Origin of the sequence: Bradyrhizobium sp. HKCCYLRH3099, from assembly GCF_051167855.1 — a bacterium.
GTDB lineage: Bacteria > Pseudomonadota > Alphaproteobacteria > Rhizobiales > Xanthobacteraceae > Bradyrhizobium.
This window is the reverse complement of record NZ_JBNPTW010000012.1, coordinates 106682-131105: the sequence shown is the minus strand read 5'-3', so window position 1 is coordinate 131105 and position 24424 is coordinate 106682. Positions and strand designations below refer to the sequence as shown.

The 24424-nt window shown below is 66.4% G+C and carries 18 protein-coding genes; 5 read left to right on the top strand and 13 right to left on the bottom strand.

What is annotated here, in order from left to right:
• Positions 1-7: 7 nt before the first annotated feature.
• Positions 8-517, bottom strand: coding sequence for a MarR family winged helix-turn-helix transcriptional regulator (locus tag ACQR1Y_RS22175; RefSeq protein ID WP_434861831.1), 510 nt, complete (start codon positions 515-517; stop codon positions 8-10).
• The gene (maiA, locus tag ACQR1Y_RS22170; protein WP_434878094.1) at positions 507-1139 is read right to left on the bottom strand and encodes a maleylacetoacetate isomerase; all 633 of its coding nucleotides are present in this window, start codon (positions 1137-1139) and stop codon (positions 507-509) included. The genes ACQR1Y_RS22175 and maiA overlap by 11 nt, the downstream gene beginning before the upstream one ends.
• A 102-nt stretch (positions 1140-1241) precedes the next feature.
• Between maiA and gtdA the strand changes: the two genes are divergently transcribed.
• A complete protein-coding gene (gene gtdA, locus ACQR1Y_RS22165; protein WP_434878021.1) occupies positions 1242-2279 on the top strand; it encodes a gentisate 1,2-dioxygenase in 1038 nt (345 codons plus the stop codon).
• Positions 2280-2284: 5 nt separating this feature from the next.
• Here the strand turns inward: gtdA and ACQR1Y_RS22160 are convergent, their stop codons facing one another.
• The 8 genes from ACQR1Y_RS22160 to ACQR1Y_RS22125 form a co-directional block, all read right to left on the bottom strand.
• The gene (locus tag ACQR1Y_RS22160; protein WP_434878022.1) at positions 2285-3115 is read right to left on the bottom strand and encodes an ABC transporter permease; all 831 of its coding nucleotides are present in this window, start codon (positions 3113-3115) and stop codon (positions 2285-2287) included.
• Entirely contained in the window at positions 3108-3881 is a 774-nt protein-coding gene (locus tag ACQR1Y_RS22155) for an ABC transporter ATP-binding protein (RefSeq protein ID WP_434878023.1), read from the bottom strand. Before ACQR1Y_RS22155 ends, ACQR1Y_RS22160 begins: the two co-directional genes overlap by 8 nt.
• A 40-nt stretch (positions 3882-3921) precedes the next feature.
• Positions 3922-4923 carry an ABC transporter substrate-binding protein gene (locus ACQR1Y_RS22150; RefSeq protein ID WP_434878024.1) on the bottom strand — a complete coding sequence of 334 codons (1002 nt, stop codon included), beginning with the start codon at positions 4921-4923 and terminating at the stop codon, positions 3922-3924.
• Positions 4924-5236: 313 nt separating this feature from the next.
• On the bottom strand, positions 5237-5929 hold the full coding sequence (locus ACQR1Y_RS22145) for an alpha/beta hydrolase family protein (RefSeq protein ID WP_434878095.1): 693 nt from the start codon (positions 5927-5929) through the stop codon (positions 5237-5239).
• 89 nt (positions 5930-6018) lie between these two features.
• Entirely contained in the window at positions 6019-8034 is a 2016-nt protein-coding gene (locus ACQR1Y_RS22140; protein WP_434878096.1) for a methyl-accepting chemotaxis protein, read from the bottom strand.
• Between the two features lie 35 nt (positions 8035-8069).
• Positions 8070-9050 (bottom strand): TRAP transporter substrate-binding protein, encoded by a 981-nt coding sequence (locus tag ACQR1Y_RS22135; protein ID WP_434878025.1) that lies wholly within the window; start codon positions 9048-9050, stop codon positions 8070-8072.
• A gap of 242 nt (positions 9051-9292) precedes the next feature.
• The gene (locus ACQR1Y_RS22130) at positions 9293-9937 is read right to left on the bottom strand and encodes a nucleoside-diphosphate sugar epimerase (protein WP_434878026.1); all 645 of its coding nucleotides are present in this window, start codon (positions 9935-9937) and stop codon (positions 9293-9295) included.
• Between the two features lie 142 nt (positions 9938-10079).
• On the bottom strand, positions 10080-12395 hold the full coding sequence (locus ACQR1Y_RS22125; protein ID WP_434878027.1) for a Tex family protein: 2316 nt from the start codon (positions 12393-12395) through the stop codon (positions 10080-10082).
• A gap of 196 nt (positions 12396-12591) precedes the next feature.
• On the opposite strand from ACQR1Y_RS22125, the gene ACQR1Y_RS22120 reads away from it, so the two are divergent.
• Positions 12592-14652, top strand: a complete 2061-nt coding sequence (locus ACQR1Y_RS22120; RefSeq protein ID WP_434878028.1) for an ATP-dependent helicase — start codon at positions 12592-12594, stop codon at positions 14650-14652.
• Between the two features lie 483 nt (positions 14653-15135).
• On the opposite strand, the gene ACQR1Y_RS22115 is transcribed toward ACQR1Y_RS22120, so the two are convergent.
• Together ACQR1Y_RS22115 and ACQR1Y_RS22110 are read right to left on the bottom strand one after the other, a co-directional pair.
• Positions 15136-16095 carry a fatty acid desaturase family protein gene (locus ACQR1Y_RS22115; protein ID WP_434878029.1) on the bottom strand — a complete coding sequence of 320 codons (960 nt, stop codon included), beginning with the start codon at positions 16093-16095 and terminating at the stop codon, positions 15136-15138.
• Positions 16096-16107: 12 nt separating this feature from the next.
• Positions 16108-17133, bottom strand: coding sequence for an alpha/beta fold hydrolase (locus ACQR1Y_RS22110; protein WP_434878030.1), 1026 nt, complete (start codon positions 17131-17133; stop codon positions 16108-16110).
• An 888-nt stretch (positions 17134-18021) separates the two neighbouring features.
• On the opposite strand from ACQR1Y_RS22110, the gene ACQR1Y_RS22105 reads away from it, so the two are divergent.
• The 3 genes from ACQR1Y_RS22105 to ACQR1Y_RS22095 all read left to right on the top strand — a co-directional run bounded on the left by ACQR1Y_RS22105 (position 18022) and on the right by ACQR1Y_RS22095 (position 23544).
• Positions 18022-19101 (top strand): LLM class flavin-dependent oxidoreductase, encoded by a 1080-nt coding sequence (locus tag ACQR1Y_RS22105; RefSeq protein ID WP_434878031.1) that lies wholly within the window; start codon positions 18022-18024, stop codon positions 19099-19101.
• Positions 19102-19438: 337 nt separating this feature from the next.
• A complete protein-coding gene (locus ACQR1Y_RS22100; RefSeq protein WP_434878032.1) occupies positions 19439-22966 on the top strand; it encodes an autotransporter domain-containing protein in 3528 nt (1175 codons plus the stop codon).
• Between the two features lie 167 nt (positions 22967-23133).
• Positions 23134-23544 carry a hypothetical protein gene (locus ACQR1Y_RS22095; protein WP_434878033.1) on the top strand — a complete coding sequence of 137 codons (411 nt, stop codon included), beginning with the start codon at positions 23134-23136 and terminating at the stop codon, positions 23542-23544.
• Positions 23545-23571: 27 nt separating this feature from the next.
• Here ACQR1Y_RS22095 and ACQR1Y_RS22090 read toward each other — a convergent pair whose 3' ends face one another.
• Complete coding sequence (locus ACQR1Y_RS22090) at positions 23572-24261, bottom strand: flavin reductase family protein (RefSeq protein WP_434878034.1); 690 nt, start codon at positions 24259-24261, stop codon at positions 23572-23574.
• Between the last annotated feature and the right edge of the window lie 163 nt (positions 24262-24424).

The following is a 24424-nucleotide window of genomic DNA, read 5'->3' as shown; positions in this document are numbered from 1 at the left end:
CTCGCGCTCAGCCGGCTTTGCCGAGATGCTCCAACGCATCCTCGGCGCGCAGCGGCACGCGCGAAACCTCATTGTTGAGGTCGACGAGTTGCGACAGCAACAGCATCAGCATTTTGCGGTCAGCCGGCTTCAGCGGCGCCAGCATGCGCGCCTGCGCGCGGTCGACCGATGGCATAATGGCGCGCAGCAGCGCCGCTCCGGCCTTGGTCAGATAGAGCAGCTTGACGCGCTTGTCCTCCAGCGACGGCTTGCGCTCGATATGGCCCTTGGCCTCCAGCCGCTCGATGACGCTGCCGAGCGTCGACCGATCGAACGCGATCACGGCCGACAGGCGGGTGGCGTCGATGCCGGGATGAGTCTGGATCGCGACCAGCGCCGCATATTGCACCGGCGTCAGATCGAACTCCCGGCACTCTTCGACGAAGATGGACACCGCGATCTGCTGCATGCGCCGGAACAGATAGCCGGGCTTGGTGTAGACCGCGTCCATCGTGATGTCGGGCGGTCTACTCGGCATCGGGCTGACGCTCCGGCGCGGCATCCGCAAACGCCGGCATCGCCTTGGCTGCCGCCTCGGCCTGCAGCAGGCGCGGGAACGCTGCGACGTCGACGCCGAAACGCCGCGCATTGCCCAGCTGCGGCACCAGGCAGAGATCGGCAAGAGTCGGCGTGGCGCCGAAGCAGAACGGGCCCGGCTCATGCTTGACCAGCGCCTCACAGGCCGCGAGCCCCTCACGGTTGGCCCAGCCGGCCCAGGCCGTGACCTTGTCCTCGGGCAGGCCGAGCTCGCGCAGACGCGCCAGCACCTTCAGGTTCTGGACCGGGTGGGTGTCGCAGGCGAGCACCTGCGCAAAGGCACGGACCTGCGCCCGGCGCAGGGGATCGCTGGGCAGCAGCGGCGGCTCCGGATGGAGCTCGTCGAGCCACTCGATGATCGCGAGCGACTGGATCAGAACGATGCCTCCCTCATCCTCGAGGGCCGGCACGAGTCCCTGAGGATTGATGGCGAGAAAAGCGGGCGCGCGCTGCTCGCCCTTGCGGAGATGGTGCGGCAGGTGCTCCGCCGTGAGCCCCTTGAGATTCAGTGCGATCCTGACGCGATAGGACGCGCTGCTGCGGAAATAGCCGTGCAGCTTCATCATGGCAATCCTCCCGAATGTCTCTCTGTGATTGGGTTTGACGGTAACCAAATTGGCAGTATACTGTCAATCAACAACGACATTTGATCACGGGAGGCGCTCATGGCCGCAGTTTCGACGCCAGAACGCGAGGCGTTCTACAAGAAGATCGACGGCGAGAACATGACGGCGCTGTGGACCGTGATGAGCGATCTCATCACGCCCGAACCGAAGAGCGCCTGCCGGCCGCACCTCTGGCAATTCGCCGCCATTCGCGACTACATGATCGAGGCCGGACGTCTGATCACCGCCAAGGAGGCCGAACGTCGCGTGCTGATCCTGGAGAACCCGGGTTTGCGTGGACAGTCGAAGGTGACGACCTCGCTCTATGCCGGCATCCAGATGGTCATCCCCGGCGACGTCGCGCCGGCCCACCGCCACAGCCAGTCGGCACTGCGCTTCGTGCTGGAGGGCAAGGGCGCGTTCACGACCGTCGACGGTGAGCGCACCTTGATGGAGCCGGGCGACTTCATCATCACGCCGTCGATGACCTGGCACGACCACGGCAACGAAACCTCGGAGCCGATGTTCTGGCTCGACGGCCTCGACATTCCTCTGGTGCAGTTCCTCGACGCCTCGTTCGCGCAAGGCGCCCAGGAGGATCAGCAGAAGGTCGCGCGTCCCGCGGGCGACAGCTTTGCGCGCTACGGGCACAATCTGCTGCCGGTGGACGCCAAGCGCAAATCGCGGACCTCGCCGATCTTCAACTATCCCTACGCCTACACGCGTGAAGCGCTGGAAAATGCCAAGCGCAGCGAGGAATGGGACGCGTGTCATGGGCTGAAGCTGAAGTTCTCCAATCCGGAAACCGGCGACTTCGCGATGCCGACGATCGGCACCTTCATCCAGCTGCTGCCGAAGGGCTTCAAGTCCGCGCGCTACCGTTCCACCGACGCCACGGTCTTCACCGCGATCGAAGGCCGCGGGCGCAGCCGTATCGGCGACGAGACCTTCGAATGGGGACCGCGCGATCTGTTCGTGGTGCCGAGCTGGCAATGGGTGAGCCACGAGGCGGACGAGGATGCGGTGCTGTTCTCGTTCTCGGATCGGCCGGTGCAGGAGAAGCTCGACCTGTTCCGCGAGGATCGCGGCAATGCTTGACGCGCTCAGCGCCAATGCAGGAGGCGCGCCTCGAGCAGGCTGATCAGCCGGCCGACGGCGAGGCCGAACAGCGACAGCATGAGGATCCCCGCCATCAGCTGATCGGTCTGCATCAGATTGCCGGCCTGCAGCACGAAGGTACCGATGCCGGTCTCGGCGCCGATCATCTCCGCCGAGACGACCAGCATCAGCGCCACCGAGGCGGTGATGCGGAAGCCCGCCAGGATCGACGGCAGCGCGCCGGGCCAGATCACCTTGCGCACGATGGTCGGGAACGGCACATCGAAGCTCTGCGCCATGCGGATCAGGTTGCGCGGCACCGCATCGACCCCGCTATAGACCGAGATCGTGGTCGAGAAGAACACGCCGAGCGCGATGGTCGCGATCTTCGGCTGCTCGCCGATGCCGAGCCAGAGGATCAGGAGCGGCAGCACGGCGATCTTCGGAATCGGAAACAGCGCGGACACGAAGGTGATGCCGACGCTGCGGGCGACCCGCCACAGGCCGATGGCGAAGCCTGTGACGATGCCGGAGGCCGTGCCGAGCGCCCACCCCGTCACGATGCGCACGAACGACGCCGAGACGTGCTGCCACAGGGCGCCACTCTCGGCGAGACGGACCAGCGCGCGCAGGATCGTCAGCGGCGTCGGCAGGAACAACGGATTGACCAGCGCCAGACTGCCGACCGCCTGCCAGACGCCGAGCGCCGCGGCGAGCGCCAGCCACCCGGCCCAGCGGCTCGCGGCCGGCGTGAAGCCGCCGCCGCGAAACGGCACCTTGCGGGTCGGTTGCGTGCCGACGATCTCGGACCGGTCTGCCGGGGAGCGCTCAAGCATTCTGAACCTCGCGCTCGGCGTCGATCGCCTCGGTCCTGATCAGCGCCCACAATTCGTTCTGCAGCTCCAGCAATTGCGCGTGCGTCGCGGCATCGCCGCGGCTCTGCCGCGTCGCGGGGACGCTCACCACCTTGCGGATCCGGCCAGGGCGTCGTGACAGCACGACGATGCGATCGGCGAGCCGGACGGCCTCTTCGAGGTTATGGGTCACGTAGACCGCGCCCATGGCTCCGTCGGCCAGGAGATCGACGAAGTCCTCCATCAGGAGCTCGCGGGTCTGCGAATCCAGCGCGGACAACGGCTCGTCCATCAGCAGGATCGCCGGGCGGACCGCCAGTGCCCTGGCGATGCCGACGCGCTGACGCATGCCACCCGACAACTGCTTGGGATAGACATGGCGAAAGTCGACAAGGCCCGTGCGCCGCAGCGCATCGTCGACGGCAGCAGCGCGCTGGGCTGCCGAGAGCGGCCTATGCAGCAGCGGGAAGGCGACATTGTCTTCGACGCTGGCCCAGGGCAGCAGGGCGAAATCCTGGAACACGAAGGTCAGGGGATTGAGGCTGCCGGCTGGCGTAGCGCCACGCAGTTTCGCCTCACCTCGGGTGGGCTGCAGCAGGCCGCCGAGAATCGAGAGCAGCGTGCTCTTGCCGCAGCCGGAAGGGCCCACGATGGCGACGACTTCGCCGGCTCCGACCGTGAAGGAGACGTCCTGAAGCACTTCGAGCGCATCGAAGCGATGACTGATGGCGTCGGCGATCAGGTCCATCTCGGTGATCCCGCGGCGGCTGTGCTCTCTCCCACTCCCATCAGTCCGGCTTGACGAACTCCTTCGCAATGATCGTGGCTGCATCGTAGCCCTGATCAGCGAACCCCTGCCCTTGCAGCCACTTGATCTGGCTATCGATGTTCTTCACGTCGAGCTTGCCGTCGGGGTCGATATAGGCGCAATTGCCGACCACCTGCTCGACCGGGAGGTTGGTGTATTTGCCGATGATTTCGAGCAGCGGCTTGGTCTTCTCATCGATCGCGGCATTGCCGTCCTTCACGGTAGACAGCACGACATCATGATACTCGCGCTCGGCGCGCTGCAGCGAGGTCAGCAGTTTGCCGACAAGCGCCGCATTGGCCAGCGTCTTCGGTCCAGCGAACACGCCGCTGACCTGCCACGGCGTCTCGTCGCCGACCCAGCCGAGATGCTTCACCGCGCCCTCTTCCATCAGCTTGCGCGCGACGGACACCGGCATCAGCGCCGCATCAACGGTCTCGCCCTTGATGGCAGCGGCCATGTTGGACATCGACTGCAACGGCACGATCTTCACATCGGACAGCTTGAAGCCATACTTCTCGGCGAGCAGCCCCACCGAGTAGTGGAAGCTCGACCCGACCTGCGTCATGGCCACGCGCTTGCCGGCGATGTCCTTCGGCGTCTTGAGACCGGCTTCGTAAGCCTTGTTGCTGGCGAAGTAGCCGATCAGCGGATAGCCCGGTCGGTCGCGGCTCATGCCGGAAATGATCTTGAGGGCGCCTTTGCCGGCGAGATTGTAGAGACCAGCGGTGAACGCGGTCACCCCGACATCGACATCGCCGGTGGCCGTCGCCACGGCGATCGGTTGCGCTGCATCGAAGAACTTCAGCTCGACATCCAGCCCGGCGTCACGGAAGTAGCCCTTGTCGAGCGCGATGAACACGGGCGCTGACGACGACAGCCGGAGAACGCCGATCCGGAGCTTCGCGTCGTCGGCCAGCGCGGCGCTGATCGATACGAGGCTGCAGAGCAGCCCCAGGACGAAGCCGAGGTATCGGAACATCAAACTCTCCAAGATCGGGCGACCCGCGCACCAAGTCCGGTCCTTTGCCGCGACCGTCAGTTTCTTGCAAGCCCCACGCAAGGTCTCGATGCCTTTCAAGCCGTCCTCGGCATGCACCGACATCGCTGGCAGGTTCGCTGCGCAAAGCACCAGCAGCGAAAGACGTGAGATGACCCTTCTCATGGGCTCCTCGGGGATGATGGAAGGCAGCGCTACCAGAATGCCTTGCTGGAACTATGGCTCAACCTTAGATTCATTGAAAGTTCTTTCTTTGTTCTCTTTCGGTTTTTCTTCAGAGCACCCATTCAGCGCGTCAGTCGCGGAGCCCCCCGAGCGCATCGAGCCACGTCGCGAACGCCTGTATCAGCTCGACCATCACGGCCCGGTCATTCCGTCCCGAGCGCGCCGGCACGTGAAAGGCGTGATCCGCCTGATCGATCACATGCAAGGTCGCAATCGGCCCAAGCCCTGTCACGACCGGTTCGAGCAGGGGCATCTCCGCCAGCTTGTCGCGCGTGCCCTGCAGAAACAGCATCGGGATGTCGACGCCGCCGAGGTGATCGGCGCGGGCGATGGACGGCTTGCCGGCCGGATGGAGCGGGAAGCCGAGGAAGGCGAGACCCACGACCTTCGGCAACGGCTCCACCGATTGCGCCTGCGAGGACATCCGCGCGCCGAAGGATTTGCCGCCGGCAATCAGCGGCAGACCCGGGCAGAGCCGTGCCGCCTCGGCGACTGCAGCGCGAACGGCGGCGTGGGCGACCGCCGGCGGGTCGGGCCGCCTGCTACCGTTCTCCATGTAGGGGAACTGAAACCGCAACGTAGCGATGCCGTGCGCGGCGAGGCCATCGGCTGCCTGCGCCATGAAGGCGTGGGTCATGCCGGCCCCGGCCCCATGGGCGAACACGAAGCAGGCGCGCGGCGCTTGTGGAGCGAGGAACAGTGCGGAGACCGCGCTGTCGCCGTCGACCGCGAGACTGAGAGAGCGCAACTGCGGAGCGATCATCGGATCATGCTTGCCGTCGCGCTCCGCAATCGTCAACTCCCGTAGCAGGACCGGCACATCGGCCTGCCAACGTCATCGTTCGTCGGCGCTCAGGCCGCCGTGCGGATCGTCTGCAGGAAGTCCGCGACATTGCTCCGCAGCGACTCCGCCTGCTGCTGCAACGCTGCGGCTGCCGTCAGCGCGGCTTCCGCGCCCGCATCGGTCTGCCCGGCCACGGTGCGCACGTCGCCGATCTCCTGCGTGACCGCCGCGGTGCCGCTGGCCGCCTGCTCGACATTGCGGGCGATCTCGCTGGTCGCGGCGCCCTGCTGCTCGACCGCGGCGGCGATCGCGTTGGAGATTTCGGCGATCTCACGCACGGTGCTCCCGAACTGCGCGATCGCGCCAACCGTCTCCTCGGTCGCGCCCTGAATGGTCGCGATCTGGCTCGAGATCTGCTCGGTCGCCTGCGCCGTCTGCGAGGCGAGATTTTTCACCTCGCTCGCAACGATCGCAAAGCCCCGGCCTGCTTCGCCGGCACGGGCCGCCTCGATGGTCGCGTTGAGCGCGAGCAGGTTGGTCTGGCTGGCGATCGCCTGGATGAGCTGTACGATGGTGCCGATGCGCTCCGCCGCGCTCGAGAGCCCGTTGATCAGTTCGGACGTCCGCTGCGTCTCATGCGTTGCCCGCGTAGAGACGGTCACCGAACGCTGCACCTGTCCGGAAATCTCGCGGATCGAAGCCGCGAGTTCCTGCGTCGCCGACGCCACGGTCTGCACGTTCACCGAGGCCTGCTCGGCCCGATTGGCGACGGCCTCCGCGAGACCGCGGCCGCGCTCGGCGATCTGAGCAAGCTCTCTCGCACTCTGGCCCATGTCGGAGGCGCGCCCGCCGACACCGGTGATCACGCCCTGCATGCCCTGTTCGAACCGCCCGGCGAGATCGGCCATCATGCGGGCGCGCTCGGCCTCCGTGGCCTCACGCTGCGAGGCAGCCTCCTGCTCCATGCGGCGAACGGCCAGCGCATTGTCGCGGAAGATCTCCACCGCACGCGCCATCCGTCCGATCTCGTCACGGCGCTCGCCGCCGGGGATCGGCTGCTCCAATTCGCCGGCTGCCAGCGACTGCATGCGATCGGTCATGCTGCGGATCGGCGAGGAGACGCTGGCGCCGATCAGCCACGCCAGGATTGCTCCGAGCACGACCGCGCCGGTGGCCGTGACGATCACCGTCTGCCGCGTTTCGGCAACGGCCACGCCGGTCTTCGCGCCCTGTTCGGCGCGAGCCGCGCCGAGCTGTCGATTGATCCGCCCCACCTGCTCGTCGATCGCCGCGCTCGCCTTGACGAGCTCGGCCTGTTTGGCGCGCAAGTCAGCCGTGACTTTGATGACGTCTTCGAGCGCCGCTGCGTCGGCCGTCACCGCCTCCTTGAGGGCAGCAATCAGGCCCTTCAGCTTGGCGTCATCGACGCCGGCGAGCTCAGCCTCGGAATCGGCGAGCGCGAGCTTCACATAGACGAAGGTGAGCCGCGCGTCCTCGGCATCGTTGGCAGATTGTGAGTTGGTGTAGCGCATGACCGCCACGCGCGCCGCATCCACCGTGCTGGCGAGACGCAACGGATTGAGCAGCGGCTCGCGACCCGCGCGGTTGGCGAGGGCGACCTGGATGCCGCCGATATTGACGCCGGCGACGGCGCCAAGCGCCTCGGTCTTGTTTGTTGCGACGCGCAGGCGGTCAACCGCCTCGGCGGCGGCGCCAAACGATGAACGATAGGCGGCGAGCGCGCTCCTGACCGAGCCGACACCATCGGCGATCACCTTCAGCTTGCCCGACTGCTTCTCGACCTCGTCTGCAAGTCCGCCGACGGCATCAATCGCCTTGCCCGCTGCATCCTTGTCACCTACGCTCCAGGTGCGGATGAACTTCTCCACCGCGCCATTGGCCGTGAGCAACGCCGCGCGCACCTGCGACATGCCGGCATCGCCTGCGGCGCTGGCCACGAGATCATCCACGGTGCCGCCGATGCGTCCGACCTGACTCATGGCGAAGCCGCCGAGCAGCACGAGAAAGCTCAGGATCAGCGCAAAGCCGCCGAAAATCCGCGGGCGGACGCCGATCCACGACATCATCGAAGAGAGATTCATGAAGTTTCCTGGCTCGTTCACGGCGTGGACCTGATGGTGGCGAGCAGATCCTTGCCGAAGCGCTTCTCGAATTCGGGGTCGAGCGGCTTGACCGCATCGACGAAGGTCTTGCGATCGAAGGTCTCGATCACATCCATGCCGCCCTTGCGCAGGTCGGCGAGCCTCTCGGCATCGAGCTGCGCCTGCCACGTCACTTCTGCGGCGGCCTTGGCGGCCGTGATCAGCGCGTCGCGCTCGCTCGCATCGAGCTGTTCGAACGTCGCGCGATTGGCGACGAATGCGATCGGCGCGAAGAAATGGCCGGTCAGAGTGAGGTACTTCTGAACTTCCTCGAACCGGTTGGCGGCGATGGTCGCGACCGGATTCTCCTGACCGTCGAGGCGACCGTCCTTGAGCGCGGCATAGACCAATGGAAAGTCCATCGGCAGAACTTCGGCGCCCATCGCCTTGAAGGTCATCTGATAGACCGGATTGGGGATGACGCGGATCTTCAGCCCCTTGACGTCGTCGACGGTCCGCACCGGGCGCTTCGAGTTGGTCAGGTTGCGGAAGCCCTGTTTGCCCAGAGCGAGCAATACCAGCCCCTTGTCGGCGAATTTCGTTCCGATCGCGGTTGCCACGGGGCCCGTGGCGACGGCCTTGGCGTGGGCGGTGTCGCGAAACAGGAAGGGAATGTCGAACACGCCAAGCTCGGGGACGACTGCGCTGGCGATGCCGCCGGAGACGACGGCGATGTCCACGGCTCCGGTGCGGGTCGCCGCCAGGACGGCCGCCTCGCTGCCGAACGAATTGCCGGCGCGTTCGTCGATGATCAGCTTCTTGCCCGCCAGCGCCTGAAGCTTGGTCCGGAACTCGTCCGACCCGATCTGCTGCGGGTTCTGCGGCTGTGAGTTGAAGACCAGCGAGACCATGCGGGGCGATGCCGCCGCTGGATGCGGGCCGAGCAATGCCGCTGTCATCAGTCCCGCAACAAAAACATCTCGAAGCTGTCTGCGCATGAGATCCCGAGCTCGTTGTTCTCACCGCAGTGGTAGCAGGCAGATATGGTTAAGGTGTTAAAAGCGAGCACGAGCTAATTCTTCAACTCACGGAATATCATAGGTTAATCAACCGGATCTGTTTACTCGGCGAACCAACACTGCTCGGCCGCCGTCTCCGTAAAACTACGGCCAGGGCTACGACCCTCGAATTTCTGATAAATGGAAACGACAATTCGGGTCCGCAAGGTGGCGCGGCCTGATTATCTACGCATCGCGCCAGATGGAAGAACCGTGGTGCCGGCAGCGCTAGGCACCGTGGACAAGAGCGCCTGCGCTACGTCGGCGGCAGGGATCGGCTTGTAGTTTGGCGGAATGAGAAAGCCGATGAGCTGGTTCAGCCTGTTGCCCCATTCCTCGCCCGGCCTCGCCGGCTGTCCCAGTTCCGCCCGCGCGCCGACCAGCAGCGATGGCCGAGCGATCACGAGCCCCGTGAACGGCAGTGCAGCCAGATCGTTTTCGAGCTCGCCCTTCACCCGACTGTAGAAGACGCGCGACTTGGCGTCGGCTCCCATCGCGCTGACGAGGCCGACGCGTTTGACGCCGCTCGCGAGCGCGGCCTTGGCGACGGCGAGGTTGGCGTCGTGATCGACGGCACGAAAGGCGGCCTGGCTGCCGGCGACCTTGATGGTGGTACCGAGCGCCAGATACAGCTCATCGGCAGCAGGCAAAGGCGGCAGCGCGGCGAAGTCGACGACATGGGCTGTCAGCTTCGGTGAAATCACCGGAGGCGCGCGGCGGCCTAAGACGTGGACATGGTCCACTGCGGGATCGGCGAGCAGGCCGCGCAAAAGCTCGCGGCCGACGAGGCCGGTAGCCCCGGCAATGATCGCGGTGCGTTTCGCCATCCCCTGCCCTCAGACAACGCTCGCCGGAGGAGATAAGCATAGCCAGGCCGATACGGAAGGCGCCTCGACCTTTTTAGTTCAACGCCGCGGAATGAAGCGCCATCCCGCGACGTGCCACCGTTGTCAGGAGTCGTCTGAGCGCTCACGCGCCCTTGCGCCGCTCCTGGGCTTTCGCCAGCGCCGCGGCGAAGGCGCCACCGCCCGACGGCTTCTCCTCGCGCGTGGTCATGCGCGCCGCCGCCGGCGGTCGCGCGCTGGTGCGCTTCTCGCCCTTGGCCGGCAGCGGATCGGACAGCCGCAAGGTCAGCGAGATGCGCTGGCGCGGCACGTCGACATCGAGCACCTTGACCTTCACCACCTGGCCCGGCTTCACCACTTCGCGCGGATCGTTGATGCGCTTCTCGGACATCGCCGAGATGTGGATCAGGCCATCCTGGTGCACGCCGATGTCGGCGAAGGCGCCGAACGCGGCGACGTTGGTGACGGTCGCCTCCAGGATCATGCCGGGCTTGAGGTCGGTGATCTTCTCGACGCCCTCCTGGAAGGTCGCGGTCTTGAATTCGGGGCGCGGGTCGCGGCCGGGCTTCTCCAGCTCCTTGATGATGTCGGTGACCGTCGGGACGCCGAAGCGCTCATCGGCGAACTTCGCCGGATTGAGAGCCTTCAAGGTCTTGGTCTCGCCGATCAGCACCTTGATGTCGCTCTTGGTCGCTTCGAGAATCTTCTTCACGACCGGATAGGCTTCCGGATGCACGCCGGAGGCATCGAGCGGATTGTCGCCGTCGCGGATGCGCAGGAAGCCCGCGCACTGCTCGAACGCCTTCGGCCCCAATCGCGGCACGTCCTTGAGCTTGTCGCGGGTCGGGAACGGACCGTTGGCATCGCGATGCGCGACGATGTTCTGCGCCAAGGTCTCGCCGATGCCGGACACGCGCGCCAGCAGTGGCGCGGAGGCAGTGTTGAGATCGACGCCGACCGCGTTCACGCAATCCTCGACGGTGGCATCGAGCGCGCGCGCCAGCTCGTACTGGTTGAGGTCGTGCTGATACTGGCCGACGCCGATCGAGGCCGGCGGCACCTTCACGAGTTCGCCGAGCGGATCCTGCAGGCGGCGCGCGATCGAGACCGCGCCGCGGATCGAAACGTCGAGATTGGGAAATTCCTTGGCGGCGAATTCCGAGGCCGAGTAGACCGACGCGCCGGCTTCCGAGACGATCGCCTTGGTCAGCTTGAGGTCCGGCTTCAGCTTCATCAGGTCGGTGACCAGCTTTTCGGTCTCGCGCGACGCGGTGCCGTTGCCGATCGCGACCAGCTCGATGCGGTGCTTGATGCAGAGCTGCGCCAAGGTGAGCATGCTCTCGTTCCACTGCCGCTGCGGCTCGTGCGGATAGATCGTGGCGTGGTCGACGAACTTGCCGGTGCGGTCGATGACGGCGACCTTGACGCCGGTGCGGAAGCCCGGATCCAGGCCGAGCGTCGCGCGTCCGCCGGCGGGCGCGGCGAGCAGCAGGTCGCGCAGGTTCGCGGCGAACACGCGCACGGCTTCCTTCTCGGCTTCCTGCCACAGCCGCATGCGCACATCGAGCGCGAGCGAGGTCTTGATGCGGGTGCGCCAGGCCCAGCGCACGGAGTCGGACAGGAACTGATCGGCGGGGCGGCCCTGACGCGAGATGCCGAAGGTCACCGCGATGCGGTTCTCATACAGCGACGGATCCTTCGAGTCTTCCGGCTCGCCGTCGCCGAAATCGAGCTGCAGCACCTCTTCCTTCTCGCCGCGCAGCATCGCCAGGATGCGGTGCGACGGCAGCTTGGTGAACGGCTCGGAGAAATCGAAATAGTCGGCGAACTTGGCACCTTCGGTCTTCTTGCCGTGACGCACCGTCGACTTGACGGCGCCGCGCGTCCACATCTCCTCGCGCAGCGAACCGACGAGGTCGGCATGCTCGGCGAAGCGCTCGACCAGGATCGCGCGCGCGCCGTCGAGCGCAGCCTTGACGTCCTTGACCGGATTGTCGCCGTCCTTCTTGATGAAGGCCTTCGCCTCTTCCTCGGGGTTCTTCATGGGGTCGCCGATCAGCATGTCGGCGAGCGGCTCGAGTCCGGCTTCCTTGGCGATCTGCGCCTTGGTGCGGCGCTTCTCCTTGAACGGCAGATAGATGTCTTCCAGTCGCGCCTTGGTGTCGGCCGTCGCGAGCGCAAGCTCGATCTCGGGCGTCATCTTGCCCTGCGACTTGATGCTCTCGATGATCGCGGTGCGCCGTGCATCCATCTCGCGCAGATACCGCAGCCGCTCCTCCAAGGTACGCAGCTGCGTGTCATCGAGCATGCCCGTCGCTTCCTTGCGGTAGCGCGCGATGAACGGAACGGTCGCGCCGCCGTCGAGCAAGTCGATCGCGGCCTGGACCTGGGCGTCCCTGACAGAGAGCTCAGCAGCGATGATGGAGGCAAAATTCGACACGGTGTTCTTCCGAGATTCGTGACGGGGCTGATTGGATAGGAGTCCAAGCGCGCCGGCGCAAGCGGCTGACTGACGCTCTGTGGGCAACCGTGGCAAAAAAGACCGATTGCGAATCATGTAAAACGCTGCCGCAAGCGGGCCATGTCGTTGCGCGCATGGCGCAAATCGCGGATTCTCGCGAGCTGAGGGGCGATTCGTGCAGGCAGCGGCCGCGACATATCTCGACGATCTCAATCCGGAGCAGCGCCGCGCGGTCGAGCATGGCGGCGCTTTGGCCGCACCTGGGCCGCCGCTGCTGATCATCGCGGGGGCCGGCTCGGGCAAGACCAACACGCTGGCGCATCGCGTCGCGCATCTGCTCGTCAACGGCGCCGATCCGCGCCGCATCCTGCTGATGACATTCTCGCGCCGCGCCGCGAGCGAAATGAGCCGGCGTGTCGAGCGCATCGCGCGAATGGTGCTGGGCAGCCAGGCGGAGGCGATCACCTCGGGACTGACCTGGGCCGGCACGTTTCACGGCCTGGGCGCGCGAATGCTGCGCGACTATGCCGAACGCATCGGCCTCGATCCGGTGTTCACGATCCATGATCGCGAGGATTCCGCCGACCTGATGAACCTGGTGCGGCACGATCGCGGCCTGTCCAACACGCAGAAGCGCTTTCCGACCAAGGGAACCTGCCTTGCGATCTACTCGCGCTGCGTCAATGCCGACATGCCGCTCGACGAGGCGCTGGTGCGGCACTTCCCCTGGTGCGCGGAATGGGCGGGCGAGCTGAAGGGCCTGTTCGCGGCCTATGTCGAGGCCAAGCAGGCGAATGCCGTGCTCGACTACGACGACCTGTTGCTCTACTGGGCGCAGATGATGGCGGACGCGACCATCGCCCGCGAGATCGGCGACCGCTTCGATCACGTGCTGGTCGACGAGTATCAGGACACGAACCGGCTGCAGTCGCAGATCCTGCTCGGCCTCAAGCCTGATGGTGCGGGCCTCACCGTGGTCGGCGACGATGCGCAGTCGATCTACGCGTTCCGCGCCGCGACCGTGCGCAATATCCTGGAATTTCCCGATCAGTTCAGCCCGCGCGCGGACATCGTCACGCTCGACCGCAACTACCGTTCGACGCAGCCGATCCTCTCCGCGGCGAATGCCGTGATCGGGCTGGCGCGCGAGCGCTTCACCAAGAATCTGTGGACCGACCGCACGGCCTCGCGCAAGCCGCAACTGGTGACGGTGCGCGACGAGACCGACCAGGCGCGCTACATCGTCGAGCAGGTGCTGGCCAAGCGCGAGGAAGGCATCGTGCTGAAGCAGCAGGCGGTGCTGTTCCGGACCTCCTCGCACAGCGGACCGCTGGAGTTCGAGCTGACGCGCCGAAACATTCCGTTCGTGAAGTTCGGCGGCCTGAAGTTTCTCGATGCGGCGCATGTCAAGGACATGCTGGCCTGTCTGCGCTTCGTCGAAAATCCGCGCGACCGCATCGCCGGATTCCGCGTGCTGCATCTGATTCCGGGCATCGGCCCGGCGTCGGCGCAGCGGCTGCTCGATGCCGCTGGTGAGAGCGCCGATCCGCTTCGTGCGTTGTGCGCCCAACCGACGCCGGCGCGCGCTGGCGAGGATTGGGCGACGTTCGTGCGCATGCTCGACCAGCTGCGCGTTTCGGACTGGCCCGCCGACATCGAGCGCGTCAGGCAGTGGTATCAGCCGCATCTCGAGCGCGTGCACGAGGATGCGGAGGTACGCAGCGCCGATCTGCTGCAGCTCGAACAGATCGCCAGCGGCTATCCGTCGCGCGAGCGCTTCCTCACCGAATTGACGCTCGATCCGCCCGACGCCACCTCCGACCAGGCCGGCGTGCCCCTGCTCGACGAGGACTATCTGATCCTCTCCACCATCCACTCCGCCAAGGGCATGGAGTGGAATGCGGTGCACGTCCTCAACGTCGTCGACGGCTGCATGCCGTCCGACCTCGGCGCCGGCTCCAATGCCGAATTGGAGGAGGAACGCCGGCTGCTCTATGTCGCGATGACCCGCGCCAAGGACGATCTGCATCTGCTGGTGCCGCAGCGCTTCTTCGTCCATGGCCAGCCCGTGCGCGGCGATCGTCATGTCTACGCCTCGCGCACGCGATTTATTCCAGAGGCGCTGGTGCATTTGTTCGAGCGTGTGAGCTGGCCGAAGGTGCAGGCGGGGTCGGCGGTTGCGAGCGCGGGGCCGCGGATCGACCTGGGCGCAAGGATGCGCGAGCGGTGGCGGTGAACTAAATCTGCAGCAGCAGCGCTCCTACGGCGCCAATGACTGCGCCCTCTCCCCCAAGGCGAAGCAATAGCTTCGCCAGGGTGGGAAAGGGCATCGCCGCTATAAGCGTCATACTCACTCGGGTGAGGGGTTCTTTCCCCAAATTCAGGACTGAGTTCGTGGCAACCCCTCACCCGGCTTTCATGCGTTGCTTGAAAGCCACCCTCTCCCACCCTGGCGAAGCTATTGCTTCGCCTTGGGGGAGAGGGTGCACCGTCTGCTCGGCGAGGGCTTGCCGACATCGCAGGCGACGCGGTCGGTCTGCGCCTCCCCGGCTTGCGGGGGAGGTCGCATCGCATCGTCAGATGCGATGCGGGTGGGGGCCGATCCGGAAAGACTGCCGCTGTGGCGCCCCCACCCCGACCCTCCCCCGCAAGCGGGAGAGAGGGCGCACTGATCGCGTGGCAACGGCTCGGATCCCAACTCATCATGGGCGAGACCTCGTTAGGTCTGAGACTTCGTCCCCTCCCACTGCGTCCGAAACCACGCCCAGGTCTGCCGCGTCACCGCGACATAGCCCTGCCCGCGATACTTGATCTCCCCATCCACGATCGCATGCAGCTTCGGCAGCGCGTGGAACGGCACCGCCGGATAGGCGTGGTGCTCGACGTGGTAGGGCATGTTCCAGGCGATCCAGTGCACGAATTGCGTGGTGAAGGTGGTGCGGGTGTTGTGGAAGGCGCTTCTCGTGTGATCGCAGCCGGTGTGCTCGGCGTAGAGATAGGGGCGCAGGATCAGTTGGCCGAGCAGCAGCGGCACGACCCAGACCCACAACAACAACGCGCTGTGCAGCGCCAGCGAGCCGAGCAGCAGCAGCGCGTAGCCGGCGACGTAGAAACGCGCCTCGCGCACGATGATCGCGCGGCGGCCGGCGGGGACCCAGGGCACGGTCACTTCGCCGGTCACCGCATGCTTCAGCACCAGCTTGAGGCGGCCGGCCACCTGGACCAGACCTGAATAGGCGATCGCGAGTTGCGTCTCGGAGCGCGGCTTGGGGCCAACGATCAGTTCGGGATCGCGCTGGGGATCCTGGGTGTGGCGGTGATGCTCCCAGTGGAACAGGCAGTAGTACTCATAGGGCAGCCCGATCAGGAAGCCGGACAGATTGCCGACCGCCACGTTGAGCCTGCGGCTGTCGAATGCGGTCTTGTGCGCGGTCTCGTGCACCGCCATGAACAGGAACGCGATCAGCACGCCCTGCACCGGCAGCAAGGGCAGCGTCCACACGACGCCCTGCGTCGAGGCAATGGCTCCGATCAGCGCACCGATGGCGACGATCGCGCCGTAATGGCTGAGCGTGCGCAGGGCGCCCTTGAGGTTGGAGCGCGTGCAGAGCTGCTGCAACACTGGCGGAGTCAGCAGCTTCGGGCGAGGCGCGAATTCGTCGGTGGGCACGTCGGTCATGACAGATAGGGCTCAGCTCTGGAGAAGGGTCGACACTTGGGCTTTGATGAAGTCGCGATCGGCCGGGATGCGAACGGGATTGCCGGCGCGGTGGCCGTGGACCGAGGGGATCGGCCGCAGCGCGGCGGAGCGCGCGTTGATAAGCTTCGGCAGCTCGCGCTCATTGTCGCGCCAGTCGAAATAGCGGTCGGTCTGGCCGGGCATCAGCAGCATGCGCGCGGTGATCGCGGCCAGCGCCCGGTCGAGATCGCCTGAGAACGCCGCGCAATTGCTGATGTCGCCGCCCTGCCAGATCGCGATCTGCGTCAGCAGATTGTTGGCGTCGCGATGGGCGAAGGCGGTGTCCCAGGTCGCGGCGAGATAGTCCTCCTGCGAGCCAAAACCCTGCTCGCGCCAGACCTCGTCGCGGTAAAACTCGTAGGACATTGCCCATCCCGCGTAGATGCGGCCCATGGCGCGCAGGCCGGCCACCGGCTTCTCCACGAAGCGGCCGTTCCGGAACGCGGGGTCGGCTATCAGCGCGGCCTTCACGGCGTCGAGGAATAGATGATTGTAGGGCGAGCAGCGCGCGCTGCCACAGACGACCGCCGCGCGCTCCACCATGTCCGGGTGAAGCGCAGCCCAGTGATAGGCCTGCATGCCGCCCATCGACCAGCCATAGACCAGCGCGAGCTTCTCGATGCCGAACTGCTCCGCCAGGAGCCGCTTCTGGACCGCGATGGCGTCGTGATAGCTGATCGCCGGGAACGGCGTGTCGCCGACCGGCGTGTTCGACGGCGACGACGACAGGCCGTTGCCGAACAGGTTCGGGATGATGATGAAGTATCTGTCGGAGTCGAGAATGCCGCCGGGTCCGATCAGCCATTCGATGTCGGTGTGCTGGGCGCCGAACGAGGTCGGATACAGGATGACGTTGTCCTTGGCCGCATTCAGCGTGCCATAGGTCTTGTAGGCGAGGCGCAGCGACGGGAACGTCACGCCCGTTTGCAGCAGGACGTCGCCCGCCTCGAAGATTTGATAGTCCCTCTGTGCCATCATGCGCGTGGTCCCATGTCATCCATGCACCGAGCCTAGGTGATGCGCGGCGGGCCGACACGCCCATTTTTTGGCATGGCATGCGCGCATCGAGGGCGCGACAGCCGGCGTTGCACCGCCCATGCGCGGGCGGTCCCGCGGCGCGTTGCGCCCGAGTTTTGCCGAATGGAACACCCTCGACAGATGAGGGCGCAGGGAATGCCGGGTGCTGGCCGCAACCCATGGCCCGCCTGCGGAGAAAAATGCAGGCGGCAGGTACCACAGGTTCAGCCGACAATCCGGCATTCCCTGCGCGATGGGCTTACGGCTGCTCCGAGCTCTCCCCGGGGACCGGCTGTCTTGCCCCCGTCGCCGATGGATCACACCACCGGCTTGGCCTCAGCATCGGGAGGCCAGGACCACACGGCTTGACCGTCCGCAGCGGATCGTTCGTCGGCGCGACTTGCGTCACGCTGCGACCCGCCACGGCCACCGCATCCCCGCCTCGCGTCTCGTGACGACCGCGCGTACGCCCCTCATCGATGAGGCGGGATGCGCGCAGTAGAGCATAGTTTTCGGAAAAACGAAAGATGAATTTTCAGGCTGTTGCGGCTGCCGTGCGGACGCGGGCCTTTCGCATCTGACGATCGCGGTTGCGCGCGTCTCTCTCCACGTGGTCATGGCCGGGCTTGTCCCGGCCATCCACGTCGATCGGCATGCTGGGAACGGCGTGGATGCCCGGGACAAGCCCGGGCATGACGTGCCAAAAAATAGCAATCACGCCAGCCGCGAGTCCTTCCTTGCTGCCATGGAGAAACCCTGTGTTTCGCGACCGCCCGCTTGCAATCCGGTTCCGGCCCTTCCAGCTAACAGCGGGACGCCGTATGACGGCGCGACGGATTGGAACGAGACATGACTGCAGCAATCGAATTCGGCCTGGATACTTTCGGCGACGTCACCCGCGGCGCCGATGGCGCGATCGCGCCGCATGCCCAGGTGATCCGCGACGTGGTCGAGGAGGCCGTGCTCGCCGACCAGCTCGGGATCGACTTCATCGGGCTCGGCGAGCACCATCGCGGCGACTTCGCGATCTCGGCGCCCGAGGTCGCGCTCGCGGCGATCGCGGCGCGAACCAACCATATCAAGCTGGGGTCGGCGGTGACGGTGCTGAGCTCGGACGATCCGATCCGCGTGTTCCAGCGCTTCGCCACGCTCGATGCTGTCTCGAACGGCCGCGCCGAGGTGATCCTCGGCCGCGGCTCGTTCACGGAATCCTTCCCGCTGTTCGGCTTCGACCTCAAGGACTACGAGACGCTGTTCGAGGAGAAGCTCGATCTGTTCGTCAGCCTGCTGCCGCAGCAGCCGCTGACCTGGCAGGGCAATCTGCGACCGCCGCTGAAGGATCAACTCGTCTATCCGCCGGTCGAGCACGGCCGGCTGAAGGCGTGGATCGGCGTCGGCGGCAGTCCCGAGTCCGTGGTGCGCGCGGCGCATTACGAGCTGCCGCTGATGCTCGCGATCATCGGCGGCGACCCCACGCGGTTCGCGCCCTATGTCGATCTCTATCATCGCGCGATCAAGCAGTTCGGCCGCGCGACGAACCCGATCGGCGTGCACTCCCCCGGCTATGTCGCCGACACCGACGAACAGGCGCGCGAGGAGCTGTGGCCGGACTACAAGACCATGCGCGACCGCATCGGCCGCGAGCGCGGCTGGCCGCCGATGGGCCGCGACGAATTCGTCCAGGAGGCCGATCACGGCTCACTCTATGTCGGCTCGCCGGAGACGGTGGCGCAGAAGATCGCCGCCACGATCAAGGCGCTCGGCCTGTCGCGCTTCCAGCTGAAGTACTCCGCGGGTCCCCTGCCCCACGCCAAGCTGATGCGCAGCATCGAGCTGTACGGCCGGGTGGTGGTGCCGCGGGTGCGGGAGCTGCTCGCGGAGAGCCAGCAACGTCCAAGCGAGGCGGATCAGTCGCTCACGATGTCCTGAGGCTGCGATGTTGGGCTGCCCTTGGGCAACCCACATTGACGCCCGGCAGTGTCCGACGTGACTACAACCGACAGCACGCGCGCCGATCGCGCCACACCAAATCGTCGGCAAAATTCCCGCTGTGCTGGGCAGGGTGATTCGCGATCACGTCAAGGCTGTGTGTCCCGGCGATGACAGACACCGACCAAAGGCAATCGCTAACAAACCGTTAAGAATCTGAAACAAACGCCCAATAGTGACGGCGGCGGGACAAAACGTCGCATGTGCGACGGCGACGCGTCCCGCCGGAGTCCGCATCGGTTCCGGCATCGAATGTCTTTGTCTGGGAACCGTCGGAATGTCGTCGTCTGCCTACCTGAAGTTCTGGAAATATGCCGCGCTGGGCTCGGCGCTGCTGCCCATCGCCGCCAAGGCCGGCGACATCCCGACCACGCCGCCGGTGAACTTCACCAATTCGAGCACGGCAACGGTTGGCTCGACCATGGTCAACGTGGTCGATTCCTACATCAACCTGATGCTGAACGATCCGGCGCTGACCAACGGCACGGGCGTCATGGAGCAGAACCTCGCCACCGTGGTCCGCATGACGCGGGCGCGCACCGCGGCGCAGACGCTGGAGGCGATCCACGACGACCGCACCAGTCAGCAATACAGCGTCCTGAACGGGCTCGGCGTGCTCACCAGCTCCTTCATGACCGGCACCGGCGCCTCCGCCAGCGGCACTACGCCGAACAGCCTGACGCCGACGACCTACGCGCCGTACACGCTGCAGAACTTCCAATCCAACATCAACTATCTGAACAGCGCGAGCTGGGGCGCGACGACCTTGGGCAATGGCAGCGCGACACCGCTCGCCGCCGCCGTCAACTTCGTCAACAACACCGTGCGCGCCAATTCCTCGACCGAGCCGTCCAAGCGCACCTTCGAGCGCTACATGGGCTCGACCGCGCCGGTGACCAACCCCGGCGCGTTCGGCGCCTCGGTGAACCAGACCACGGTGAGCCCGCTGGCCGCCGCCTTCGGCAACTACAACGCCACGACCAGGACCGGACTGACCACGGCCGACACCGCCAACATCGTCGTCCCCACCTATTACGGCAACCTCACGATCCCCGCGGTCTACGGCAACGCCACCAACTGGGTGCGCGGCTTCACCGTGACCCAGGCGATGATCGACGCGCAGAACACCGCGAACGGCACCAGCCTGAGCTATCTCACCGTGCCGAATGTCGGCAGCATCGTGAACGGCGTGCTGCAGCCGACGCAGTTCGTGGTCGGCGACTACGTGCCCGGCATCGGCGCGGCGTCGCGGCCCTACCGGCTGTCGACCGACGTCAGCGTGCCGACACCGCTCTTGCAGATCATCAACAGCACCAACCCTTATGCCGATGGCGGCTTCATCTCCGGCCACACCAATTCGGGCTATACGCAGGCGCTCGGCCTCGCCTTCCTGGTGCCGCAGCAATATCAGAGCCTGCTGGCGCGCGCTGCCGACCTCGGCAACAACCGCATCCTGGCCGGCATGCATTCGCCGCTCGACGTCATCGGCGGCCGCACGTTCGCGACCGCGATCGCGGCCACCAACATCTACAATGCGCTCTATGATTCCAACGGCGACCGGGTCGACTGGACCAACCCGGCCAACACCAATGCCTACGCCGTCTACCAGGCCTACACCCAGACGCAGTCGTATCTCTCGTCATCCTGCGGCACGGTGAGCGTGCAGGCCTGCATCCAGCAGGCGCAGGGCGGCGCGGCGACGATCGCGGCGGCCTCCAGGGACGTCAATCTCAGCTCGACCGATCCGTCGAGCTACACCTACCGCATGACCTATGGCCTGCAGCTCGCCGGCGCCAGCACCACCCTGCCGGAGAACGTGCCGGTGCAGGCGCAGGTGCTGCTGCTGACCCGCTTTCCCTATCTCAGCGACGCGCAGCGCACCGAGATCCTGAAGACCACGGCGCTGCCCTCCGGCTACGCGCTGCTCGACGGCAACACCTGGGACGGCTGGGGCCGCATCAATCTCTACCAGTCGGCTTACGGCTACGGCGCGTTCAACAGCGCGGTCGCGGTGACGATGGATGCCGCGCAGGGCGGCTACAATGCGTTCGACATCTGGAGCAACGACATCTCCGGCGCGGGATCGCTGACCAAGAGCGGCAGCGGCACGCTCGTGCTCGCCGGCAACAACAGCTATGGCGGCGGCACCACCGTGAATGGCGGCGCCCTCGTCATCGCGGCGGGCGCTGCGGTGACGAGCCCGATCAGCGTCAATGCCGGCGCGACCCTCTCCGGCCTCGGCACCGTCGGCAACGTGAACGTCGCCGGCACGCTGGCGCCGGGCTATCAGGCGGTGACGGGCCTCACCGGCCAGGCCGGCAAGCTCACCGTGCTCGGCAGCCTCGCCTTCACCAGCGGCGCAGCTTACGCGCTGCAGTTCACGCCCGGCAGCTTCAGCACGACCAGCGTGTCCGGCACGGCGACGCTGAACGGCCAGGTCACAGCGACGTTCGCGAGCGGCGTCTATGCGGCGGGCAGCAAGGTGGCGATCGTGTCCGCCGGCGGCGGCGTGAGCGGCCAGTTCTCGTCGTTCAACACCACGACCACGGGCACCACCAACATCACGCCGACCTTGAGCTATGACGGCCAGAACGCCTATCTCACGCTGAAGCAGGCCGCGCTGCCGTCGCTGCCAGCCACTGGCGTCAGCGGCAACGGCCAGCAGATCTACAACGCGCTCGCCAATGCGGTGACCAAGGGCGGCACCTTGCCGACGTCGCTGCAGTCGATCTACTTCCAGAGCGCGGCCGGCGTCGGCGCGACGTTCAACCAGCTCGCCAGCCAGAGCGCACCGGCGGTGACGCAGAGCGTCGGCCAGAGCATGACCGGCTTCCTCTCCACCGTGCTCGACTTCGGCGGCAGCGGCCGCTCCGGTTCGAACCCCGGCGGCTCGCCGATGATGGCCTTTGCCGAGGCGAGCGGCCCGGCCGCCCAGGCCGGCAGGATCTTCGCCAAGGCGATGCCGATGGAGCCGAGCTGGGCGGTGTGGGGCTCGGCGTTCGGCGGCGGCGGCCGCATCGGCGGCGATGCCGCGGCCGGCAGCCAGGACCTGTCGTCGCGGATCTACGGCCTCGCGGCCGGCGCCGATTATCGGCTGGCGCCGGACGTGACGCTGGGCTTCGCGCTGTCGGGCGGCCAAACCAGCTTCAGCGTCGCGCAGGGCGGCGGCTATGGCAATTCGGACTTCATCCAGGCGGCGGCCTATGCGACAAAGCGCTTCGGCGCGGCCTATGTCTCCGGCAGCCTCGCCGCCGGCGCGCATTGGATGTCGACGACGCGCAACCTCACCGCCGGCGCCATCGAGACGCTGCGCGCGAGCTACACGGCGCCGACGCTCGCGGGCCGCGCCGAGGCCGGCTACCGCTTCGATCTCGGCTTCGGCGGCCTCACGCCCTACGCCGCGCTGCAGCTGCAGCAGGTGTGGAGCCCGTCCTACAGCGAGACCAGCTCGCTCGGCGCGGGCGGCTCGGCCCTCACCTTCGCTGCGCGCGACACCACCCTGCCGCGCACCGAGCTCGGCCTCTGGGCCGATCGCCGCATCTCCGAGACGTTCCTGCTGCGCGGCCGCGCCGCCTGGGCTCACGACTACAATCGTGACTCCAATGTGAGCGCGACGTTCCAGACCCTGCCTGGTGCGAGCTTCGTCACCACGGGCGCGCGGATCGCGGCGGACTCGGCGCTGCTGTCGGGTGTCGCCGAGGTCGCGCTGACTTCGCATCTCACGCTGTCGGGTCAGATCGACGGCCAGTTCGCGCCGTCCGCATCGTCCTGGGCCGGCACCGGTCGGGTCAGATATCAATGGTGATGTGATCCGCCGGCCGTCAAAACAGCCGCGTCCGACAGGGCGCGGCTGTAGCCAGCGGAACGACGTCCTGCATTGCGGACCTGACGGTTCGGGACAATCTGCGCTGGCCGGTTAACGCCTCCTTGGCCGCACGCGTCGTAGCCTGCTGGCGTCAGGCGGCGCGCGCGGTGCCGAGCTTGGGGGACGATCCGATGGTGCTGAAGGTGATCGCCGTGGTCTACGGCCTCTGGTTCGTGCAGGCTGCCCTGGATCCCGGCTTCTACGATACGACGGCGCACACGGTGAGCGCGACGCTCGCGCTCGGCGGATTGATCGCGCTGTTCGACCATGCCTTCAGGCTGCACCTGCTCACGGCGACCATCTGGCGGGTCTTTGCCGTGATCTACCTCGCCGACGGCCTGGTCCATGCCGTGCCGACAGCGAAGCGGCTGATCGAAACGCAGCGTTACGACGTGCTGGTCGGCGCGGCCGCGATGAGCTTCGTATTTCAATTCCCGATGCTCTACAGCCTGATCAGGCTGTCGTTCCGATCCGCGCCCTCAGGCGACCCAGGACCGGCACGGTTGGCGACGCGATAGCGTCGTCGCCCGCCACACCATTGCGCGTCAGGCCGGAACGGCCAGCGGACGCGACGCGTCCCGTGCACGGATGATGTCGGGCGTGCGATAGGCTGCTTCGGGAATGGTGCCCAGGCGGGACTCGTGAACGCGCGGACCGAGCCCATAGAACTGCTGAAAGCTCATGATCAGCGGCCGCCATTTGTCGGGATCGACGCGGTCGCGCGCGCCGTCCATCAGGATGGCGGGGGCGACATGGACCCGCTGCACGCGCACCTCGAAGCATTGGATGTGGCCCTTCAGGACGGCATCGTCATCGGCGATGCCGTGCACCGCCTCGACGCGGGCTTCGAGCTGCACCGGACATTCGGCGACGCGTGACGCGGCGACGGTCTCGGACGGCGCAGGCGTGAGACCGGCCGCAGCGAACTTGTCGGGCTCGTGACGATAGCCCTTGCGCAGCTTCATCGGCGGGACCGGATCGGACCCCGTGGTCAGCGCCAGCCGGTCGACGGCGGCGACGAGGTCGACCGAGGGCAGGTTCAGCACGCATTCGCCGGTCCGCAGCATGTTCTGCGGCGTCTTCGATCCCGCCGCGAGGCCGAGCATGCAGCGCCAGCCAAGCCAGAACGCCGATGACATCGGCGCGAGATTGGCGCTGCCGTCCTCGTTGACGGTGCTGATGAGGACCACTGGCGTCCCGAAATACAGGATGCCCGGTTCGATGGTGGTATGCATGACGCTCTCCAGGTGATGCAGCGGCGACGGCCACTGTCGGCTCCTGGATGGTTCCCTGATGACGGCGATGCGCTCCACCCGATTCCCGGACAAGCGTCATTTCGCGGCGATGCTGCGCACTTCAGGAAAGTTGCGATGATGTCCGGCGGCTGGAGGCGTGGCG

What these genes read in the sequence shown, in the direction of transcription:
- ACQR1Y_RS22175 (WP_434861831.1), bottom strand. Translation starts at nt 517, where the DNA reads ATGCCGAGTAGACCGCCCGACATCACGATGGACGCGGTCTACACCAAG.
- maiA (WP_434878094.1), bottom strand. Translation starts at nt 1,139, where the DNA reads ATGAAGCTGCACGGCTATTTCCGCAGCAGCGCGTCCTATCGCGTCAGG.
- gtdA (WP_434878021.1), top strand. Translation starts at nt 1,242, where the DNA reads ATGGCCGCAGTTTCGACGCCAGAACGCGAGGCGTTCTACAAGAAGATC.
- ACQR1Y_RS22160 (WP_434878022.1), bottom strand. Translation starts at nt 3,115, where the DNA reads ATGCTTGAGCGCTCCCCGGCAGACCGGTCCGAGATCGTCGGCACGCAA.
- ACQR1Y_RS22155 (WP_434878023.1), bottom strand. Translation starts at nt 3,881, where the DNA reads ATGGACCTGATCGCCGACGCCATCAGTCATCGCTTCGATGCGCTCGAA.
- ACQR1Y_RS22150 (WP_434878024.1), bottom strand. Translation starts at nt 4,923, where the DNA reads ATGTTCCGATACCTCGGCTTCGTCCTGGGGCTGCTCTGCAGCCTCGTA.
- ACQR1Y_RS22145 (WP_434878095.1), bottom strand. Translation starts at nt 5,929, where the DNA reads ATGATCGCTCCGCAGTTGCGCTCTCTCAGTCTCGCGGTCGACGGCGAC.
- ACQR1Y_RS22140 (WP_434878096.1), bottom strand. Translation starts at nt 8,034, where the DNA reads ATGTCGTGGATCGGCGTCCGCCCGCGGATTTTCGGCGGCTTTGCGCTG.
- ACQR1Y_RS22135 (WP_434878025.1), bottom strand. Translation starts at nt 9,050, where the DNA reads ATGCGCAGACAGCTTCGAGATGTTTTTGTTGCGGGACTGATGACAGCG.
- ACQR1Y_RS22130 (WP_434878026.1), bottom strand. Translation starts at nt 9,937, where the DNA reads ATGGCGAAACGCACCGCGATCATTGCCGGGGCTACCGGCCTCGTCGGC.
- ACQR1Y_RS22115 (WP_434878029.1), bottom strand. Translation starts at nt 16,095, where the DNA reads ATGACCGACGTGCCCACCGACGAATTCGCGCCTCGCCCGAAGCTGCTG.
- ACQR1Y_RS22110 (WP_434878030.1), bottom strand. Translation starts at nt 17,133, where the DNA reads ATGATGGCACAGAGGGACTATCAAATCTTCGAGGCGGGCGACGTCCTG.
- ACQR1Y_RS22105 (WP_434878031.1), top strand. Translation starts at nt 18,022, where the DNA reads ATGACTGCAGCAATCGAATTCGGCCTGGATACTTTCGGCGACGTCACC.
- ACQR1Y_RS22100 (WP_434878032.1), top strand. Translation starts at nt 19,439, where the DNA reads ATGTCGTCGTCTGCCTACCTGAAGTTCTGGAAATATGCCGCGCTGGGC.
- ACQR1Y_RS22090 (WP_434878034.1), bottom strand. Translation starts at nt 24,261, where the DNA reads ATGCATACCACCATCGAACCGGGCATCCTGTATTTCGGGACGCCAGTG.